Consider the following 16535-nt stretch of genomic DNA (forward strand, 5'->3'; position numbering starts at 1 on the left):
TGATGACCACCCCGCTGACCTGACGTCCACGCACCCTCCGTCACGACCCTGTCACCATGAGCGATCAACACGAGTCGAAGTGGGTCGGGAGCCGGTACCGCTCGGTGTCGCACGCGGTACCCGCCGACTGGCGGTGGACGCCGGGATGCGTGACGCGGGCGCTGTGCGGACGCGAGGTCCGCCCGTCCTGGCCCGGGTTCCTGCTGCCCTCCGGGGTGTGCCCGGACTGCCGGGAGCGGGCCGGGCACGTGCCACCGCTCGCCCACCGCCGGCCGGCCCCGCGGGAGCAGCGATGATCTTCTTCGCCCGCTACCGCAGCACCGCGCTCGGCGTGACCGGGCTGATCAGCCACGCGTTCGAGGTCCGGCACCCGGCCGCGCGCGGGCGGGAGCTCACCGCGCGGTGCGGGCGGAGCTTCGCACCCGACGTCCTCGCCGTGCTGCCGGGGTGGACCGGGAGCCGCTGCCCGGCGTGCGCGCTCGACCTGTCCCGGCGGTCCCGGTGAGCGCCGTCGACGGGCGCGGCGGGCTCCCCGCGCCGGACCGCGCGCGGTACGGCACCGGCTGGATCCACCTGCGCAGCGGAGACCTCGCCGAACCGGCGCGGGGGACGCGCCCGGACCTCGCCGTGCTGGCCGCGGTCCTGACCCGGTTGCGGGAACTCTGACGCCACCCACCCCACCCGATGCCGACCGGTGCCCGCAGGTGGTGCAATGCGGGCATGGCTGACAACCCCTTGCAGAACGTGACCTTCCCCAGCAACGGGCACACCGCGCACGGCTACCTCGCCCTGCCGGAATCCGGTAGCGGGCCCGGCGTCGTGGTGATCCAGGAGTGGTGGGGGCTCACCGACCACATCGCCGACGTCACCAACCGGCTCGCCGCCGAAGGGTTCGTCGCGCTCGCCCCCGACCTCTACGGCGGCCGCACCACGCACGACTCCGACGAAGCCGGGCAGCTCATGCAGGAGCTGCCGGTGGAGGGCGCCGCCCGCGACCTCGGCGGGGCCGTGGACCACCTGCTGTCCCTCGACGCCGTCACCAGCGAGAAGATCGGCGCCGTCGGGTTCTGCATGGGCGGCGGGTTCGTGCTGGTGCTCGCCGCGCAGCAGGGCGACAAGATCGGCGCCGCGGTACCGTTCTACGGGGTGCTCGGCGAGGACTACCCCAGCTTCGAGAACCTGACCGCGCCGCTGCTCGGGCACTTCGGCGAGCAGGACGCCATGGCCCCGCCGGACGCCGTCGAAGCGCTCGCCGACCGCATCGAGAACGAATCCGGCACCCGGCCCGACTTCCGGATCTACCCGGCCGGGCACGCGTTCTTCAACGACGAGAACCACATGGGCACCTACGACCCGGTGCAGGGCGCCAAGGCGTGGGGCGCCACGCTCGAATTCCTGCGGGCGAAGCTGGAAGGCTGATCCCGGTGCGCGCGGCCCGTCCACCCCGCGGTGGACGGGCCGCGCCGATGGGTCAGTTCTCGCAGCCGATCCCGTCGCCGTCCCGGTCGAGCTTCGGGCGGTAGCCCGGGTCGCCGCGGTACACGGGTGCCGCGCCGGCCGCGCGGGCCGCGTCGCAGTTCTGGTAGTACACCGACGGTTCCGGGGCGTCGTAGGTCTTCGCGACGTACGGCTCCGGCTCGGGTTCCGGGTCGACGGGGGCCTCGGGGGCGCTGTCCACGGTGCGCGGGAGCCGCGCCGGGCTCGGCGGCGCGGGCGCGACCAGCCGCACCACGACCGGCGCCGACAGCCGCACCGCGGTGCCCGCCGCCGGTTCGATCGCGCTGACCACCCAGGTCTCCGGCACCGGCACCGCCGAGGACGCGTCGTCGGACACCGCGGTCACCGCGGTCAGCCCCAGCGCGCGCAGCTCGTCGAGCACCGCCCGGGCGCCGCGACCCGCGACGACCGGCAGCGCCACCTCGGGTTCCGCGACCTCCGCTTCCGCCGGTTCGACCGGCACCGGGGTGGTCGCCACCGGGGAGACCGGAGCCCGCTCGGCCTGCGGCGGCGAAGCGCACGAGGCCGCCAGACCGACGACGAACAGCAGCAGGAAGACGCCACCGGTGATCCACGGCCACTTGCGCTGGTGCGGCCGCGGCCGGGAGGACGTGTTCGGCAGCTGCGGGAACGTCCGCATACCCATGTCCGTTTTCTCTTTTCCGCCCCGGAGGGCGCATCGGGCCCGATGCCGTTCACCAGGCTCGATGGACATGTCGCCGAACACGGACGGTCGTTACCGAATGCACTCCGTCGGCCTAACGGCACCGGCGGACGAGGGACGGGATCGACCGCGCGCCACCCCGCCGCACCCGACCGGGCGCATCGGCCGCCGAACGGGCCACGAACGCGGCGGGCCCGCGGCACGCCGGAGCGCACCGCGGGCCCTGGTGGCACCGATCAGGCCGATTCCTCGGCCCGGTTCGTGTCCCAGCGGGTGTGGAACGAGCCCTCCACGTCGGTGCGCCGGTAGGTGTGCGCGCCGAAGTAGTCCCGCTGCGCCTGCGTCACCGCGGCAGGCAGCCGCTCCGCCCGCAGCGCGTCGTAGTACGACAGCGCCGCCGAGAAGCCCGGCGTCGGGATGCCCAGCTCGGCGGCCGTGACCACCACGCGGCGCCACGCGTCCTGCGCGGCGGCGAGCTCCCGGGAGAACTCGGCGTCGGCCAGCAGCGTCGGCAGCGCCGGGTCCGCCGCGTAGGCGTTGCGGATCCGGTCCAGGAACGCGGCGCGGATGATGCAGCCACCGCGCCAGATCGTCGCCATCGCGCCCAGGTCGACGTCCCAGCCGTACTCACGGCTGCCCACCGAGATCATGTTCCAGCCCTGCGCGTAGGACACGAACTTCGACGCGTACAGCGCCTGCTCCACGTCCTCGGCGAGCCGCTTCGCGTCCTCGCCGGACAGCGCGGCGGGCTGCGGGCCGGCCAGGCCGCGGGCGGCTTCGCGCAGGTCGCCGTGCCCGGACAGGCTGCGGGCGAACACCGCTTCGGCGATGCCGGAGACGGGGACGCCCAGTTCGAGCGCGGTCTGCACCGTCCAGCGGCCGGTGCCCTTCTGCTCCGCCTGGTCCTGGATGATGTCCACGAACGCGGAGCCGGTGCGGGCGTCGGTGTGGGTGAGCACCTCGGCGGTGATCTCCACCAGGTACGAGGCGAGCCTGCCCTCGTTCCAGCCGCGGAACACGTCGGCGATGGCGGCCGGTTCCAGCCCGCCCGCGTGTCGCAGCAGGTCGTAGGACTCGGCGATGAGCTGCATGTCGGCGTACTCGATGCCGTTGTGAACCATCTTCACGAAGTGCCCGGCGCCGCCGGGGCCGACGTGCGTGCAGCACGGAGTGCCGTCCACGTGGGCGCTGATCTTCTCCAGCATCGGCCCGAGCGACTCGTAGGCCTCCGCGGAACCGCCCGGCATGATCGACGGGCCGTTCAGCGCGCCCTCCTCACCACCGGAGATGCCGGTGCCGACGAAGTGCAGGCCGCGGGCGCGCAACGCCTCGTCGCGGCGGCGGGTGTCCTCGAAGTGCGCGTTGCCGCCGTCGATGATCACGTCGCCCTCGTCGAGCAGCGGGGCCAGCTCGTCGATCACCGCGTCGGTGGGGCCGCCCGCCTTGACCATGATGACGACCCGGCGGGGGCGCTCCAGCGAGGCCACCAGGTCGGCCGCGGACTCGGCGGCGACGAACTCGCCTTCCTCGGCGAAGCGCTCCATGAACTCGTGGGTGCGTCCGACGGAGCGGTTGTGCACGGCCACGGTGTAGCCGTTGCGCGCGAAGTTGCGGGCCAGATTGCGCCCCATGACCGCGAGACCGGTGACGCCTACCTGCGCCAGCTTCGACATGAATACCTCTTTCGCTCCGGATGACTCGTGGGAACAACTCCGCCGCCGCGGCGGGTGTTCCCGGTACGGCGAACATCACCTCGGTGGGTGGTGCCCGCATGGTGCATGCTCCCCCGATTCGGGCGGGGCGGCGGGGTCAGCCGTCCAGGTCCTCGATGGTGGCGACCGACGGGCGCTCGGTGGCGCGCAGCCGGTCCGCGACCCGTTCGGCGTCACCGAGCACGCGGATCGCGTTGCGGTGGGCTAGTTTCGCGAGGTCCTCTTCGGACCAGCCGCGATCGATCAGTTCGGCGAACAGGTTCGGGTACCCCGCCACGTCGGTGAGGTCCTCGGGGGTGCTGACGACGCCGTCGAAGTCGCCGCCGATCCCCAGGTGGTCGATGCCCGCCAGCTCGCGCATGTGGTCGAGGTGGTCGGCGACGGTGGCCGCGGTGGCGCGCGGGCACGGGTGCTCGGCCTCGTGTTCGGCGCGGAACGCGCGCACCCGCTCGCCGTCGTCCGCGTCGATCCCCGCGGCGCCCAGCGCGGCTTCGTAGTCGCGCAGCCAGTCCCGGGTCTCCTGCCGCACGAACGTGGGCACGAACGTCGCCATCGCGACGCCGCCGTTGGCGGGCAGCGCGGCGAGCACGTCGTCGGGGATGTTGCGCGGGTGGTCGCACAGCGCGCGCGACGACGAGTGCGAGAAGATCACCGGGGCGCGGGAGACGCGCATCGCGTGCCGCATCGTGTCGGCGGAGACGTGCGAGAGGTCCACCAGCATCCCGATCCGGTTCATCTCCCGCACCACCTCCTCGCCGAAACGGGTGAGGCCGTGCGCGGCGGGTTCGTCGGTCGCCGAGTCGGCCCACGGCACGTTGTCGTTGTGCGTGAGCGTCAGGTACCGCACGCCGCGCGCGTGGAAGGCGCGCAGCGTGGCCAGCGAGCAGGCGATGCTGTGCCCGCCCTCGGCGCCCATCAGCGAGGCGATGTGACCGTCGGCCATCGCGGCCCGCACCTCCGCTGCGGTGCCCGCCAGGCGCAGCCGGTCGGGGTGCCGCTCGACCAGCCGCAGCACGCAGTCGATCTGCTCCAGGGTGGCGGCGACCGCGCGGTCGCCCTGCAGCTCGGCTTCCACGTAGACCGACCAGAACTGACCGCCGACCCCGCCCGCGCGCAGCCGCGCCAGGTCGGTGTGCAGCGACGCGGACTGGTCCTGGGCGATGTCCAGCCGCTCCAGGTCGTAGGCGCGGTGCTTGCGCAGCGCCCACGGCAGGTCGTTGTGCCCGTCCAGGACCGGGTGCCGCGCCAGCAGGGCCCGCGCTCGTTCCACCGAGGTCGGTTCCGCGTCGCTCATGGCACCTCACGTTCGGTCGCGCGCCCGGTGGGCGCGGGGGACTCGTTCCTCCGAGGTGTCTACCCGCACGGCCACCGTGCTTCAAGGCGATCGCGGGGACTGTTCGGTCACGCGTTTTTCGTCCACTGTGGACTCGACGTGTCGCGGAACCGGACGGATCGGACTCGGCGTCGGGTGCCCGCGCCGGTGCCTGCCCGTACCGTGGGGCCCGGAGCATCCGAACCACCGGGAAGGGACGCTGAGCGACATGACCAGCGCAGACGTGCTCGTCGACGGATACGACCGGATCCAGGGGGCGGTGCACGAGGCGGTCCGCGGACTCGAACCGGAGCAGCTGGAGTTCCGCCTCGACCCGCAGGCCAACACCATCGCCTGGCTCGCCTGGCACCTCACGCGGGTGCAGGACGACCACCTGGCGGGCGCCGCCGGGACCGAGCAGGCGTGGCTGGCCGAGGGCTGGCGGGACCGGTTCGACCTGCCCTTCGACGCGGCGGACATCGGCTACGGGCACAGCTCCGGCCAGGTCGCGCAGGTGCAGGCCTCCGCCGAGCTCCTGCTCGGCTACCAGGACGCGGTGCACGAGCGAACCGTCAGCTACGTCCGCGCGCTCACCGACGCGGACCTGGACGAGGTGATCGACGCGGACTGGAGCCCGCCGGTCACCCGCGGAGTGCGCCTGGTGAGCGTGCTCGCGGACGGGTTGCAGCACGCCGGACAAGCAGCCTTCATCCGCGGCGTACTTGAACGGCGGTGAAGTGGTTCTCCTGTTGCGGAGGGGGCGGGTGGCGGAACCTCAGCGGCTTCGCCGCTGACAGGAAGGACGACGGGGGCTGCTGCTGGGAGGTTCGGCGATAGGTCAGTAGGTGGTCTGGAGGAGGTCGTGTAGTTGGGCTTCCGTTGTGTTCGCCGGGTTGTTGCGGGTGACCGGATCTGCGGTCGCCGCTGCGGCGATCGAGGGCAGCATGTCCCGGTGCACGCCCAGGTCCCGCAGCGGGGCGCGGATCTCCAGCCCGTCGGCGAGGTCGCGAGCGCACCGGATCGCCGCGGCCGCGTCACCGCCGGCCCCCATGGCGCGGGCCGCGTCGGCGTAGGCCTCCCCCGCGGTGTCGGCGTTGAACTCCATGACGGTCTCCAGCACCGCGGCCAGCGCCACGCCGTGCGGCGTCCCGGCATGACCGGTGATCGCGTGCCCGAGGCCGTGCACCAGCCCCAGCCCGGACAGGGTGAGCGCCTGCCCCGCCAGGTGCGCGCCCAGCATCACCCGGGAACGCGCCTCCAGGTCGGTGCCGTCCCGGTGCGCGACGGGCAGCCAGCGGGCGACGAGCGCGACGGCCTGCGCCGCGTAGGCCGCGGAGATCGGGTTCGCGCCACGGGACGACAGCGATTCGATGCCGTGCACCAGCGCGTCCAGCCCGGTGGCGGCGGTGATGCGCGCGGGCAGCCCGGTGGTGAGCTCCGGGTCGAGCACGGCGACGGCGGGCCGCACCGAGGCGTGTCCCAGGTAGACCTTGCGGCGGGTGGCCGGGTCCTCGATGACGCCGAACCCGTTGGTCTCGGCACCGGTCCCGGCGGTGGTGGGGATCGCCAGCAGCGGCAGCCCCGGAAGCCGCGGCTGGGCCCGCAGCGCGATGGCCTTCGCCGCGTCCAGCGGTGATCCGCCGCCGAGCGCGACCACGGCGGCCGAGCCGAACCGCTCCAGCCCCGCCGCACCGGATTCCACAGTGGACAACGTCGGGTTCGCGGCCACGTCGTCGAAGACGGCGTGCTCCAGCCCGGCCTCGGCCAGCACCGCCAGCACCCGGTCCAGGACTCCCGCGGCGCGCACGCCCCGGTCGGTGATCAGGTAGGCCCGGTGGTGGCCGAGCTCGTCGATCAGCCGGGGCAGCGCGGCGATGCGCCCCGGGCCGAACTCGATGCGGCAGGTCGGTTCGATGCTGAGCCCGTCGGCGGGCAGCTCCTGGTCGCGCATGCGGACACCTCCGGTCAGGACAGGTCGATCCAGGTGGTCTTGAGCGCGGTGCACCCGGCCAGCGCGTGCAGGGACTTGTCCCGCCCGGCACCGCTGGCGCCGAACCCGCCGAACGGGGTGATCACGTCGCTCGCGTCGAAGGTGTTGACCCACACGGTGCCCGCGCGCAGCCGCCGCGCCGCCCGGTGCGCGGTCGTCACGTCCCGGGTCCACACCGAGGCGACCAGCCCGTACTCGGTGTCGTTGGCGAGCCGGACGCCCTCGTCCGCGTCGCCGTCGTAGCCGAGCACGGTCAGGACCGGCCCGAAGATCTCCTCCCGCGCCGCGGGCGATTCCGGCGGCACGCCGGCCAGGATCGTCGGCGGGAAGAAGGTGCCGTGCAGCGCTTCGCCGCCGAGCACCGCGGTGGCGCCGTCGGCGAGGCCGCGCGCCACGTACCCGGACACCCGCCGCAGCTGCGCCTCGTCGACCAGCGGGCCGACGACGGTGGCCGGGTCGAGCGGGTCGCCGACGCGGAACGTCTCCCTGGTCAGCCGCACCACCTCGGCCAGCAGCCGGTCCTCGACGTCGCGGTGCACGACCAGCCGCGACCCGGCGTTGCAGGTCTGCCCCGCGTTGTAGAAGATCCCCCACGCGATCGCCGAGGCGGCCGCGGTGAGGTCGGCGTCCGGCAGCACCAGCTGCGGCGACTTGCCGCCCGCCTCGACGGCGACCTGCTTGCCGTTGGACTCGCCCGCGTACACCTGGAAGCGACGGCCGATCTCGGCGGAGCCGGTGAACGCGATCTTGTCCACGTCCGGGTGCCTGCCCAGCGCCTGCCCGGCCTGCTCGCCGCGGCCCGGGACCACGTTGAACACCCCGTCCGGCAGGCCCGCCTCGGCACCGAGGCGGGCGAGCAGCAGCGCGGCCAGCGAGGTCTGCTCGGCCGGTTTCAGCACCACCGAGTTGCCGGTGGCCAGCGCGGGCGCGATCTTCCACGAGGTGATCAGCAGCGCGTAGTTCCACGGCACCACCGCGCCGATCACGCCGAGCGGTTCCCGGGTGACCAGCGCCAGCGCGTCCTGCGGGGCGGGCGCGACCTCGCCGGAGGTCTTGTCGACGGCCTCCGCGTACCAGGTGAGGGTGTGCGCGGCGCCGGCCACGTCGACGCGGCGGGCTTCGGCGAGCGGTTTGCCCATCTCCAGGCTGTCCAGCAGCGCCAGCTCGTCGGCGTGCGCGCGGATCAGCTCGGCCCAGCGCAGCAGGACCTCCTTGCGCCGCCCCGGATCCAGCCCTCGCCAGCGGCCGTCGTCGAACGCGGTGCGGGCGGCGCGCACCGCGCGGTCCACCTCGGTGGCGGTGCAGGCCGCGACCCTGGCGAGCTCGGTGCCGTCGCGGGGGCTGGTGCTGGGGAAGGTCTCGCCGGTGGCGACGAACTCGCCGTCGATGAACGGCCGCGTCTCCGGCGTGCCGATCAGCGCTGAGCTCGGCGCGTCCAGGGCGGGGGTCACGGGATTCCTCCGATCTTGGTGTCGGCGATGACGTCCTCGTCGAGCTCCGCGCCGAGCCCGGGGACCTGCGGCACGGCGACCGCGCCGTCCGCTCGGACCTCGACGGGCCGGGCCAGCGGGAAGTCCCGGCGCTGCGGCGTCCAGCCGGGCGGGTCGTAGGGGAACTCGAAGTGCGGCCCGCCGCCGACCCCCGCGGCCACGTGCAGGTTCGCCAGCAGCCCGATGCCGTTGGTCCAGCTGTGCGGGGTGAAGTGGCGGTGCTTGAGCCGGGCCAGTTCGGCGATGGTGCGGGCCCGGTGCATGCCGACGGCCAGCACCACGTCCATCTGGTAGACGTCGAGGACGTCCTGCTCCAGGTAGCGCAGCAGGTCGGGCACCGAGTGCTGCATCTCCCCCGCCGCGATGCGCACCTCCGGGTACCGGGCGCGCAGGGCGCGGAACCCGGCGATGTCGTGGTACGGCAGCGGTTCCTCGACCCAGCTCACGCCGATCTCGGCGAGCCGCCGGACGGTCCGGGAGGTCGTGGCGAAGTCCACCGCGTCGGCGGTGTCGCCGGCCATCCGCCAGGACTGGTTGAGGTCCACCATGATGTCGAAGTCCGGGCCGAGGGCGTCGCGGACGGCGGCGACGGTCGCGATGCCCTCCTCGACGCCGTCCGGGGCGATGCGGATCTTCATGGCGCGGAACCCGGCCTGCCGCGCGGCCAGCGCCGACTCGACGCGCTCGGCGGGCGGCTTCAGCTCGGCGGTGGAGGCGTAGGCGGGCAGCGCGTCGGCGGCACCGCCGAACAGCACCGACACCGGCACCCCGGTGGCCTTGCCGATGACGTCCCACAGCGCGGCCTCCAGCGGCCAGAACGCACCGCCGTGGAAGTTGGCCGTCTCGATGGCCTTGACGTGCCGGTCGATCCGCAGCGGATCGGTGCCGACGAACAGGTGCCGCACCGCGTCGAACCCGGTCATGGTGTCACCGGAGCCGATGCCGGTGATGCCCTCGTCGGTGCGCACCCGCACCACGGTGGCGTCGAAGTGCTCCCGCGGGCGCGGGTCCCAGGCGGCGTGCAGCGGCGGGTCCAGCGGCAGCCGCAGCCGGTCCACGGAGATGTCGGTGATCTTCATCTGACCTCCCGGAACCGAAGCTAGGAACCCGCCGGCCCGCAGGACAACCCACCGCGCCCGATCGAAACCCGAGTTGCACTGGCGACAACCGAACGACCCCGCCCCGAACCGCGCCCGCTGGTTTCGTCCTGTTTCCTGTCAGCGGCGAAGCCGATGAGCAGCGACCACGCACGCAACCGGACCACCCGCGGGTTCTCAGCGGGTTCCTCGCGAGGACAGCGTTTTCTCATGTGGCGGAGCCACCTGTGAAAACGATCCCGCAGCGAGGAAGCCGCTGAGGTTCCGCCACCCCAGTGCCCTGCAAAAAGAGCCGACGAGGAGGCATCGTTGAAGACATGACAGCTCTGCGGCGTGATTTGGAGTTGCTGGAGGCGCTGGGTTCGGCGGAGGCGCAGCGCGCGGGCGGGCTCGGGGTGTCGCGGCTGGCGGTGCTGACCGGGCGGGACAAGAGCCAGGTGTCGCGGGCGCTCAAGGCGCTCGCCGAGGCCGGGGTGGTGGAGCGGCAACCGGACACCTTGGCCTACCGGCTGGGCTGGCGGTTGTTCTCGCTGGTCGCCCGCACCACCGGGGACCGGCTGGTGCGCGCGGCGGAGCCGGTGATGCGCGCCCTGTCGGCGGAGGTCGAGGAGACCAGCCACCTGTGCGTGCTGCGGGAGCGGGAGGTGCTGACGCTGCTGTCGGTGTCCGGGCACTCGTTCCGCGTGCACGACTGGGAGGGCCGCGGGGTGCCCGCTCCGTGCACCTCGGCGGGCCGGGTGCTGCTGCAGGACGTGACGCCGGACGAGCTGTACGTGCGCTTCGGCACCGAGCTCGGCGCGACGCCGCCCGGGTCGACGGTGCGCACCCTGCCGGAGCTGTGGTCGCGGATCAGGGAGGCGGCGCGGACCGGCTACGCGCAGGTCCGCGAGGAGTTCGAGACCGGCCTGGTGGGCGTGTCCGCGCCGGTCCGGGACTTCCGCGGCCGGGTGGTGGCGGCGCTGAACCTGTCCGCCCCGGCGCAGCGCCTCGCCGACCACCTCGACGCGGCGGGCCGGGCCACCGCCAGGGCGGCCACCCGCATCTCCCACGAGCTGGGCGCCGCCTGAGTCCGCCCCGCCATGCCGATCTCCCGAGTGCTCCGCCACCCGCCACGGATCAGGCGACCGGCTCCGGTTCAGGGTCAGCAGCGGCGCGGCGTTCGCGGCGGTCGATGAGGGTGAGCAGCGGGGTCGCCATGATCGTGGTGACCAGGGCGACGAGCACCAGGACGCTGAACAGCTGCGGCGTGACGATCCCCGCCGCCAGTCCCACGTTGATCGCGATGAGCTGCATCAGCCCGCGCGCGTTCATCAGCGCCCCGACGCGGGTGGCCACCGAGTTCGACTCCCCCGCCAGCCGCGCCGCGGCCCAGCAGGCACCGAGCTTGCCCGCGACCGCGACCAGCACCGCGCCCACCGCGAACAGCAGCACCCCGGAGTCGACCAGCAGCGCCAGGTCGGTGTTCAGCCCGGAGTAGGTGAAGAACAGCGGCAGGAACAGCACGGCGACCGGCTTCATCGTCCGCACCGCCCCGTCCATCGCCGCCGACCGCGGCAGCGCGACGCCGAGGCTGAACGCGCCGAACACGGCGTACAACCCGATCTGGTCGGTGTACCAGGCGGCGAGGAACACGGCGACGACCACCACCATCAGCACCTGCTCGGGGGCGAGCCGCCGCAGCGCGGCGTCGATGCGGCCCCCGGAGCGCACGATCGCGACCAGCGCGAGGACGAACAGCACGCTGCCGCCGGCGGCGACGGCGAACGGCCCGATGCTGGCGGCGGAGATGCTGAGCACCCCGGCGAGCAGGACCCACGCCACCGCGTCGTCGAGCGCCCCGGCGGCCAGCGAGAGCGAACCGAACCGGGTGCCGGACAGGCCGCACTCGGTGATGATCCGCGCCATCATCGGGAACGCGGTGATCGACAGCGCCACGGCCACGAACAGCACCGACACCAGCAGCGGGACGCCCGGCGGGTACATGTCGACGTGCCCGGCGGCCAGCCAGGCCAGCGCGACGCCGAGCAGCATCGGCACGACCACCCCGGCCGCCGAGATCAACGCCGCCGAACCGGCGACCTGCCGGATCTTGTCCACCCGGAACTCGTACCCGGCCTGGAACATGAACACGACGAGCCCGATCTGGCCGACCACGTACAGCACGGGCCGCAGCTCGTCGGGGAAGATCGCCTGCTCCACGCCGGGCGCGAGCAGTCCGAGCACCGAGGGGCCGAGCACGACGCCGGTGACCATCTCGCCGACCACGGGCGGCTGGCCGAAGGCGCGCAGCACCCGCCCGACGAGGCGGCAGGCGAGCAGGATGACGATGGCGGCGAGGAAGAACGCGGGGGCGAGCTCCGTCGGGGTCATGCGGTTCCTCCGGTGGCGGTGGATCGGACGTGGATCCGTTGCGGTGCACGGCGCGAGGTGCCGGGGCCTCCCGGTCGCGGAGGCCCCGGCCCGATCAGCGGTGCGCGGGGCAGCCCGGCGGCGGTTCCTGCTGCCGGAGCCGTTCGAAGTGGCGGCCGGCGAGCCGCTGCCTGCGCGCGTCCAGCACCATCCAGGTGCCCAGCACCAGCTGCCGCACGCTGCGCTCCACGTCCTCCCACCGATCGCGGACCCGCAGGAAGCGCAGCAGCGCCCGGGTGTCCCGCGCGGTGCCGCGGCGCACCAGCACGCACGGCCCTCGGGAGGGCAGCGAACGGGTGTGCCGCACGCTGGATTCGAGCCGGAACCGCGCCAGCACCTCGCGGGTGACCGCGCGCATCGCCAGCGGGGACAGCCGCCACGCGGGGCACGGCCGGTTCGACGCCACCCCGAACGGGATGTGCGCGGCGTCCTTCGCCGAGAGCCGTTCCCAGCGGGACGGGTCGAACGACTCCGGGTCCTGGTGCCCGGTGGCGTGGTAGTCGGGATAGCTGAAGCACAGCACCGATCCGCGCGGCAGCGTGGTGCGCTCGTCGACCCGGATGTCGCCGGTGGTGATGCGGTGCGCGATGCCGAACAGCGGGAACACCCGCATCGTCTCGTCCAGCACGTGCGCGAAGTAGCGCTCGTCGCCGGGCTCGTCGGCGAGGCGCCGCTGCACGTGCGGGTGCTGGGCGAGCACCAGCAGCAGGTGCGCCATGCCCTCGGACAGCTGCACCACGGAGGTGTTGAAGAACGTCCCCTGCAGGTAGTGCACCTGCTCCGAAGTGGACAGCGCGCCGGGCAGCTCGTGCACCACGTCCCCCGCGTCGACCCGCGACCGCAGGTAGCGGGTGAGCCGGGCGCGGCGGCGCGGGTGCCGCAGGTCGGTGCACTTGAGCGCGTTCACCACATCGGCGGCGTTGCCGACGATGAGCTCCCGCGCCCGCCGCGGGCAGGGTTCGCCGAAGACGAGTTCGTAGTTGAACTCCGCCCAGATCGGCATCATCAGGTCCCGCAGGCGCGGAACGCTCAGCTCGCCGGGTACGAGTTCGTCGAGGACCTTCGCCGCGCAGCGCGCCGCGGTGGCGGAGAGCGCGTCGCTGGACCCGGCGAGGAACCGCTGCGTGGTGCGGGCGACGTCGTCGTAGCGCGGCCCGGCCTCCAGGTGCTCCTGGTGCACCTCGGGTCCCGGGGACAGCCAGTACCAGAACAGGTCGGAGAGCCCCGCGCCTTCGCTGCGCCCACCGGCGGCCGGGTGCGAGTAGACCTCGCGGAACCGGTCCGGGCCGAACCGCTCGTTCGGCAGCGTGATCGCGTCGTCCCCGTTGACGAGTTCGAAGACCTTGCCGCGCAGCGCGACGACCCGCTGCGGCAGCCAGCGGGGTGCGGTCAGCGCGGCCGCGACGGCGACCCAGGGCAGCAGCCGCACCGGTTTCACCGAAGACCTCCGAATCCGCGCGGCACCACGAGATCCGCGGTCAGGTCGTCGGGGCCGCGGACCCCGCACAGCGCCATGGCGCGCACCACGTCGGCGCCGATCCGGTCCAGCACCTCGCGGACGCCCTTCTCCCCGTCGGCGGCGAGCCCCCACAGCACGGGACGTCCGATGCCGACGGCTTCGGCACCGAGCGCGAGGGCGGTGACCACGTCGGTGCCGCGGCGTACCCCGCCGTCGAGCAGCAGCGGGAGGGTGCCGCCGATGGCGCGGGTGATGCGCGGCAGCACGTCGATCGGCGCCGGGGCCGCGTCGAGCTGCCTGCCGCCGTGGTTGGACACGATGATCCCGTCCACGCCCTGGGCGACGGCGAGGTGCGCGTCGTCCGGGTGCAGGATCCCCTTCAGCAGCACGGGAAGCGCGGTGGTGGCGCGCAGCACCTCCAGGTGCCGCCAGGAGATCTCCGGGGACATCTCGATGTCGCGGGTGCCGCCGGGCGGGCCGCCGGGCAGGTCGCGCATGTTCGCCGCTTCGTACCCGGGCGGCAGGTCGTGGAAGCCGTTGCGCCGGTCGCGCACGTGGTCGCCGAACACCGGCGAGTCCACGGTGACGACCAGCGCGGTGCAGCCCGCGGACTCGGCGCGCTCCACCAGGCGGGCGGTCACCTCGGGGTCCGGCTGCAGGTACAGCTGGAACCACACCGCGGCGTCGGAGCGCACCTCCCGCGCGGCCGCCACCACCTCGTCGACGGCGGTGGTGGCGGCCATGCTGGAGATCAGCACGGTCCCGGTGGCCGCCGCCGCGCGCGCGGTGGCCAGTTCTCCCTCGGGGTGCGCGAGGCGGTGGAACGCCGTGGGCGCCACCAGGACCGGTGCCGCACCCGGCGCTCCCGGCAGGTCCACCCGCGGCTCCGGTGGCGGGCCGCCGCGCAGCATCCGCGGCAGCAGCGCGAGCCGGGCGAACGAGTTCTCGTTGTCCGCCAACGCGAACTCGTCCGCCGCCCCTCCCGCGTAGTAGTCGTGGATCGCCGGTTCCAGCAGTTCCTTCGCCCGGTCGTGCAAGTCGGCGAAGAGGTTCACCGGGCACCCGCCGGTGCCGCCACCCGCCCCCGCAGGAACTCGCGCAGCGGCGCGCGGTGCACCTGCTCGCTGTCCCACTCGTTCTCCAGGTTCTCGGTGATGTGGTGCTCGGCGAGCAGCTCGCCACCGCGGAAGTGCCGCACCACCGGGTGCAGGTAGCGGCCGTCGAGCCCGCGGGTGTCCTGCTGGGAGGTGCGGCTGTGCTCGACGTCGAACGGGTTGACCCGGTCGTGGTCCGCGCCGTATTCGAGGGTGATGGTCAGGTAGGAGTCGACCTCGCCGAACTCGCCGGTGTGCGCGGTCTCGTGCAGGTGGTCGAGGGGTACCTCTTCGGCGTAGCGCGCGCCGTCCGGGCCGAGCAGCACGGCGTCGGCCAGGAACCCGAACAGCTGCCACAGCGCGGAGCTGCGGTTGACCCGTTCGATGATGGCGTCGGTGACGGCTTCCGGCGTCTCCTGGACCGTCGTCCCGGGCCAGGCCACCTCGTGGTCGCGGCGTTCCAGGATGCGGTGCAGCGCGCGCACCCCGTAGCGGAAGCCGTGGATGAAGCCGCTGGTGGACTTCTTGAAGTCGCGGACCTGCGTGATGGTGCCCGCGAAGTGCAGCCCGGGCACGTTCACCGATTCCCACGCCGCGGTCTGCGCGGGGAACCGGTCGGCGATGGTGAGCTCGGGCCGGCATTCGGGCGCGAACATCGAGGCGTCGAACCGGAACCCGGTGGCCAGCAGCACCCGGTCGTAGCGGATCTCCTTGACGACCTCGTCGACGCGTTCGAAGCCGACCCGCACCAGGTAGGAGTCGCCGTCGGTGCGGATGCCGAGGATCCGCCCGTCCAGCAGCGCGTTCTGCGACTTCAGCTGGTAGGTGTCCAGGAAGTTGTTGTTCACCGCGCGCAGGTGCCCGACGAAGTGGGTCTGCCAGGCGAGCTTGAGCGAGCCGGACCCGGCGACGTGGATGACGGCGGCGTTCTCGATGAGCCCGTCGGCGGTCTCGAACGCGGAGTTGCCGCGGCCGATGATGAGCACCCGCTGCCCGGTGTAGTCCTCGGGGTCGACGGACATCTCGGTGTAGGGCTCGGCGTGCTCGACGCCGTCGATGTCCGGGATGTGCGGCCGGGTGACGCCGGTGGCGACGATGACGCGCCGGGCCCGGTAGGTGTTTCCGTCCTGGTCGCGGGCGACGAACTCGCCGGGCTTGGCGACCTCGACGATGCGAGTGCCGTAGCGGATCCGCAGCCGGTGGGTCTCGGCGTAGTCGGCGAGGTAGCGCAGCAGGTCGTCGGCGGCCGGGAAGTAGCGCGGCGTGTACGAGGTGAGCAGCGGCGCGTTCTCCTCGGACAGCAGCGAGTTCCAGTCGGTGCGCAGGTTCAGTTCCGGATCGTCCCATCCGGTGTGCACCTTGTTGATGGAGATGAGCTTGCGGTGCCGCGGGAACTCGGCGAAGAATGTACCGGGCGACTCTCCCGACTCGACGATGAGATAATTGCGTCCGGCCCGCTCCAAGTAATATCCGGCTTGGAGGCCTGCCGGGCCGGCGCCGATCACGAGATAATCAAGAGAGCGCTCTTCGGACACTGGTTGATTCGCCTCCCACCAGCAAAAACAACGGATTGTTTGAACCTTAAAGCACAACGGGTCGACCCGTACACGTGATGCGGATCACAGCATCGTCCCGTGGTTGGAGATCCACCGGAATGGTAGAGATCCCCATTGTCCGAACCCCAGCGGGAAACTCGTGCTCCGAGCGACCGAATCCATACGACTATTTGACGGAAAGCGGTAAAAATGGGAGAGAGAACAGACTCGGGTGACCATGAACACCGGTCTCGGGCACAACCTTTTCCGCAGTCC

16 protein-coding genes are annotated in these 16535 nt (G+C 72.9%); 6 read left to right on the forward strand and 10 right to left on the reverse strand.

All coding sequences use genetic code 11. The features are described 5' to 3' along the window. Window positions 1-56 precede the first annotated feature (56 nt). From H1226_RS17535 to H1226_RS17550, 4 genes are read left to right on the forward strand one after another with little or no spacing between them, the layout of a single operon-like run. Entirely contained in the window at window positions 57-296 is a 240-nt protein-coding gene (locus H1226_RS17535; protein ID WP_258341702.1) for a hypothetical protein, read from the forward strand. Further along, on the forward strand, window positions 293-505 hold the full coding sequence (locus tag H1226_RS17540; RefSeq protein WP_258341703.1) for a hypothetical protein: 213 nt from the start codon (window positions 293-295) through the stop codon (window positions 503-505). The genes H1226_RS17535 and H1226_RS17540 overlap by 4 nt, the downstream gene beginning before the upstream one ends. Beyond that, a complete protein-coding gene (locus H1226_RS17545; protein WP_258341704.1) occupies window positions 502-666 on the forward strand; it encodes a hypothetical protein in 165 nt (54 codons plus the stop codon). Before H1226_RS17540 ends, H1226_RS17545 begins: the two co-directional genes overlap by 4 nt. Before the next feature lie 54 nt (window positions 667-720). Continuing rightward, a complete protein-coding gene (locus H1226_RS17550) occupies window positions 721-1419 on the forward strand; it encodes a dienelactone hydrolase family protein (protein WP_258341705.1) in 699 nt (232 codons plus the stop codon). Between the two features lie 52 nt (window positions 1420-1471). Here H1226_RS17550 and H1226_RS17555 read toward each other — a convergent pair whose 3' ends face one another. The 3 genes from H1226_RS17555 to H1226_RS17565 form a co-directional block, all read right to left on the reverse strand. Beyond that, window positions 1472-2143, reverse strand: coding sequence for an excalibur calcium-binding domain-containing protein (locus H1226_RS17555; RefSeq protein ID WP_258341706.1), 672 nt, complete (start codon window positions 2141-2143; stop codon window positions 1472-1474). A 254-nt stretch (window positions 2144-2397) separates the two neighbouring features. Further along, entirely contained in the window at window positions 2398-3834 is a 1437-nt protein-coding gene (gene gndA, locus H1226_RS17560; RefSeq protein ID WP_258341707.1) for an NADP-dependent phosphogluconate dehydrogenase, read from the reverse strand. Between the two features lie 136 nt (window positions 3835-3970). Continuing rightward, window positions 3971-5167, reverse strand: coding sequence for a dipeptidase (locus H1226_RS17565; protein WP_258341708.1), 1197 nt, complete (start codon window positions 5165-5167; stop codon window positions 3971-3973). A gap of 247 nt (window positions 5168-5414) precedes the next feature. Between H1226_RS17565 and H1226_RS17570 the strand changes: the two genes are divergently transcribed. Continuing rightward, window positions 5415-5921, forward strand: coding sequence for a mycothiol transferase (locus tag H1226_RS17570; protein WP_224961724.1), 507 nt, complete (start codon window positions 5415-5417; stop codon window positions 5919-5921). 102 nt (window positions 5922-6023) lie between these two features. Here the strand turns inward: H1226_RS17570 and H1226_RS17575 are convergent, their stop codons facing one another. Genes H1226_RS17575 through H1226_RS17585 form a run of 3 tightly spaced genes read right to left on the reverse strand, consistent with a single transcriptional unit; the run spans window position 6024 to window position 9744 of the window. Continuing rightward, window positions 6024-7136, reverse strand: a complete 1113-nt coding sequence (locus H1226_RS17575; protein ID WP_258341709.1) for an iron-containing alcohol dehydrogenase family protein — start codon at window positions 7134-7136, stop codon at window positions 6024-6026. A 14-nt stretch (window positions 7137-7150) separates the two neighbouring features. Further along, the gene (locus H1226_RS17580; protein WP_258341710.1) at window positions 7151-8626 is read right to left on the reverse strand and encodes an aldehyde dehydrogenase family protein; all 1476 of its coding nucleotides are present in this window, start codon (window positions 8624-8626) and stop codon (window positions 7151-7153) included. Beyond that, entirely contained in the window at window positions 8623-9744 is a 1122-nt protein-coding gene (locus H1226_RS17585) for a mandelate racemase/muconate lactonizing enzyme family protein (protein WP_258341711.1), read from the reverse strand. Before H1226_RS17585 ends, H1226_RS17580 begins: the two co-directional genes overlap by 4 nt. Window positions 9745-10079: 335 nt before the next feature. On the opposite strand from H1226_RS17585, the gene H1226_RS17590 reads away from it, so the two are divergent. Continuing rightward, entirely contained in the window at window positions 10080-10829 is a 750-nt protein-coding gene (locus H1226_RS17590) for an IclR family transcriptional regulator (RefSeq protein ID WP_258341712.1), read from the forward strand. Window positions 10830-10878: 49 nt separating this feature from the next. On the opposite strand, the gene H1226_RS17595 is transcribed toward H1226_RS17590, so the two are convergent. The 4 genes from H1226_RS17595 to H1226_RS17610 all read right to left on the reverse strand — a co-directional run bounded on the left by H1226_RS17595 (window position 10879) and on the right by H1226_RS17610 (window position 16259). Next, window positions 10879-12132 carry a cation:proton antiporter gene (locus H1226_RS17595; protein WP_258341713.1) on the reverse strand — a complete coding sequence of 418 codons (1254 nt, stop codon included), beginning with the start codon at window positions 12130-12132 and terminating at the stop codon, window positions 10879-10881. A 94-nt stretch (window positions 12133-12226) separates the two neighbouring features. Next, window positions 12227-13609: a cytochrome P450 gene (locus H1226_RS17600; protein ID WP_258341714.1), complete on the reverse strand. Its 1383-nt coding sequence runs from the start codon at window positions 13607-13609 to the stop codon at window positions 12227-12229. Then, a complete protein-coding gene (locus H1226_RS17605) occupies window positions 13606-14685 on the reverse strand; it encodes an alpha-hydroxy acid oxidase (protein ID WP_258341715.1) in 1080 nt (359 codons plus the stop codon). The genes H1226_RS17600 and H1226_RS17605 overlap by 4 nt, the downstream gene beginning before the upstream one ends. Then, the gene (locus H1226_RS17610; RefSeq protein ID WP_258341716.1) at window positions 14682-16259 is read right to left on the reverse strand and encodes an NAD(P)-binding domain-containing protein; all 1578 of its coding nucleotides are present in this window, start codon (window positions 16257-16259) and stop codon (window positions 14682-14684) included. The genes H1226_RS17605 and H1226_RS17610 overlap by 4 nt, the downstream gene beginning before the upstream one ends. Window positions 16260-16535: the final 276 nt, after the last annotated feature.

This window comes from Saccharopolyspora gregorii, from assembly GCF_024734405.1.
Lineage (GTDB): Bacteria > Actinomycetota > Actinomycetes > Mycobacteriales > Pseudonocardiaceae > Saccharopolyspora_C > Saccharopolyspora_C gregorii.

What these genes read in the sequence shown, in the direction of transcription:
- H1226_RS17535 (WP_258341702.1), top strand. Translation starts at nt 57, where the DNA reads ATGAGCGATCAACACGAGTCGAAGTGGGTCGGGAGCCGGTACCGCTCG.
- H1226_RS17540 (WP_258341703.1), top strand. Translation starts at nt 293, where the DNA reads ATGATCTTCTTCGCCCGCTACCGCAGCACCGCGCTCGGCGTGACCGGG.
- H1226_RS17550 (WP_258341705.1), top strand. Translation starts at nt 721, where the DNA reads ATGGCTGACAACCCCTTGCAGAACGTGACCTTCCCCAGCAACGGGCAC.
- H1226_RS17555 (WP_258341706.1), bottom strand. Translation starts at nt 2,143, where the DNA reads ATGGGTATGCGGACGTTCCCGCAGCTGCCGAACACGTCCTCCCGGCCG.
- gndA (WP_258341707.1), bottom strand. Translation starts at nt 3,834, where the DNA reads ATGTCGAAGCTGGCGCAGGTAGGCGTCACCGGTCTCGCGGTCATGGGG.
- H1226_RS17565 (WP_258341708.1), bottom strand. Translation starts at nt 5,167, where the DNA reads ATGAGCGACGCGGAACCGACCTCGGTGGAACGAGCGCGGGCCCTGCTG.
- H1226_RS17570 (WP_224961724.1), top strand. Translation starts at nt 5,415, where the DNA reads ATGACCAGCGCAGACGTGCTCGTCGACGGATACGACCGGATCCAGGGG.
- H1226_RS17575 (WP_258341709.1), bottom strand. Translation starts at nt 7,136, where the DNA reads ATGCGCGACCAGGAGCTGCCCGCCGACGGGCTCAGCATCGAACCGACC.
- H1226_RS17585 (WP_258341711.1), bottom strand. Translation starts at nt 9,744, where the DNA reads ATGAAGATCACCGACATCTCCGTGGACCGGCTGCGGCTGCCGCTGGAC.
- H1226_RS17590 (WP_258341712.1), top strand. Translation starts at nt 10,080, where the DNA reads ATGACAGCTCTGCGGCGTGATTTGGAGTTGCTGGAGGCGCTGGGTTCG.
- H1226_RS17595 (WP_258341713.1), bottom strand. Translation starts at nt 12,132, where the DNA reads ATGACCCCGACGGAGCTCGCCCCCGCGTTCTTCCTCGCCGCCATCGTC.